Genomic DNA, 2,251 nt, shown 5'->3' on the forward strand with positions numbered 1-2,251 from the left:
GGGCAGCGCGGCCGCCAGGACGGCCCGCCGGCCGTCGCCGCCGAGCCGTGCGCACAGCCGGTCGTAGGCGTCGACGGTCATCGGCGTCGCCCGGTAGGGAGCCTTGCGCAGCAGGCTGCGGTGGTCCTCGCGGTCGGACCCGGCGACCAGGCCGGCCACCACGAGCCGGGCCACCGCCCGCCGGACGCCGGTCAGTTCGGCGAACCGGGCGGCCGCGGCCTCCGGGAGGGGGAGCGGTCCGTGGGCGTCGATCGCGGCGAGCAGGGCCCGCAGCCGCGCGGCGTCGTCCCGAGCGACGACGACGAGTTGGGCCTCCGGAACGGCCCTCGCCACCGGGTCGCCCTCGGTGATCACGGTCGTCCGGGCGTTCTCGGCGTTCTCGGTGCCGGACGCGGGCGCGGCGAACCAGTGCTCCGACGATCCGGCCTGCACTGCGGCGGAGGCCACCGCCGTCCCGTCCTCGCGCAGTGCGTCCAGGGTCGCGGCGGGAGCCCGGCCCACCCACCACCGGCTGCCGGCGGCGGCGAACGGCTGGTGCGCCCAGGTGTCCAGGAGCGCCAGCAGGGCGGCTCGCGACGGGTCCGCGGTCGCCGCCACGGCCGCCCGCCAGGCGGCGGCGTCGATCGCGCCGAGCAACTGCGTCCAGTCGTGCGGCGGCGCCGGCGGCGAGAGCCGCCGCACCTCCTCGGCGAGGGTGCCGCCCAGGCAGGCGCCGTCGGCCGCGAGCGCGGACAGGGTGGCCGGCAGCGGTACGTCCGGAGTGTGCCGCCACGGGTCCCGGTCCCCGGTCCCGACCAGCCCGAACAGGGCGGGCATCAGCTCGGTGTCCGGTGCGGACCGGCCCGGCAGGGCCGGCGGCGCCTGGGTGAGCAGGGTGACCCGGTGGTGCAGGGCGAGCCTGCGGTCCTCGACCCGGACGGCCCGGACGGCCACCGCAGCGACGGCCTCGACCAGCACCGGGTCGGTGACCTCGGGCAGTTCACGGGCGATCGCCGTGCGCAGCTCCCCGGCGCCGCTGCGGGCGGCTGCGAGCAGCGCCTCCGCGGCGGTGCGTCCGATGCCGCGCAGCGCCCGCGATCCGGCCTCGTCCCGGGTGCGCAGCAGGTACCAGAAGGCGGGCGGCAGGGCGACGCCGTTGGAGACGGTGACGCGCCGGGCGCGCTTCGCCCACCGGCTGGCGGGCGAGCGGTGGCCGTCCAGCTCCCACAGCAGGCTGCCGTCCGCGGTGTAGGCGCGGACGCCGGTGCGGGTCTCGGCCTCGGCGAGGACGACGTCCTCCACCGCGCCCTGGGGCGGTGCCCACAGCCCCCACGGCTGCTGGCCCTGGCGGTCGATGTCGAAGCGGGCGGTGCGCCCGTCGATGCTCTCCAGCAGGAAGTGGTCGGGTGCGGGGTTGCGGTGGGGGGTGCGGTACAGCACCCGGGTGCCGACCAGCCCGTCCCGGCTGCCCAGCGGCGAGTCGGTCGTCCCGGCGGGCAGCGGCGCCAGTTGCAGCGCCTCCACGTCCAGGGCCATGCCGATCTCGGACGGCTCGGCGGCCGGGTCGGCGCTCGCGGGGCGGCCCGGGAAGTCCGGCAGTTCCACGGCCCCGCGGGACTCGCCGGTGACCGGCTCCAGCAGCTCCCACGGCCGGCGCCGGAAGACGCCGTTGGCCCAGGTCCGTGAGCCGTCGGAGAGCTGCAGCTCGTAGCGGTCGATGCCTTCGGTGCCGCCGGGGCGCAGCACCCGTTCGCCGCCGTGCCGTCCGCCGCCGTCCGCGGTCTCGAACTGGAAGCCGAACGCCCCGTCCAGGCTGCCGTCGTACGGCACCAGACCGCCCAGGTCGTCCGGGGTGAACGGCTCGTCGGGGCGGTCGGCCCAGACGGCGGTGTCGCAGTGGTAGGGGCGGTCCTTGACGGTCCAGCTGACCAGGAAGGAGCCGCCGACGTAGTGGACCGCGAACATGGTGGCGCCGTCGGGCACGGTGAACCGGCAGGAGGCCCGGACGCCGTCCGGGGCGACGGCGACGGCGCGGGTGCGTCCGAACACGGTCAGCACCGGCCAGGTGGAGGTCACCCCGGACACACCGGGGAGCGGTCCGTCCTCGGCCTCGTCCTCGGCCGCCCCGGTGTCCGGACCGGCGTCCGCCCCGGTGTCCGGACCGGCGTCCGCCCCGGAGTCGGCGTCGGCTGCGGCGTCGGCCGCGAGCTCGGCGTACGCCGACTCCAGGGCGGGCCAGGCGAGTTCCTCCGGCAGGCCGGCCCGCAGCGAG

General features: G+C 77.8%; 1 pseudogene. It reads right to left on the bottom strand.

From position 1 onward, the window contains the following. A pseudogene (locus ABZ641_RS33865) lies at positions 1-2,251 on the bottom strand (hypothetical protein); the annotation flags it as partial.

The sequence above is a fragment of the Kitasatospora sp. NPDC007106 genome (assembly GCF_040634455.1).
GTDB classification, from domain to species: Bacteria; Actinomycetota; Actinomycetes; order Streptomycetales; family Streptomycetaceae; genus Kitasatospora; species Kitasatospora arboriphila.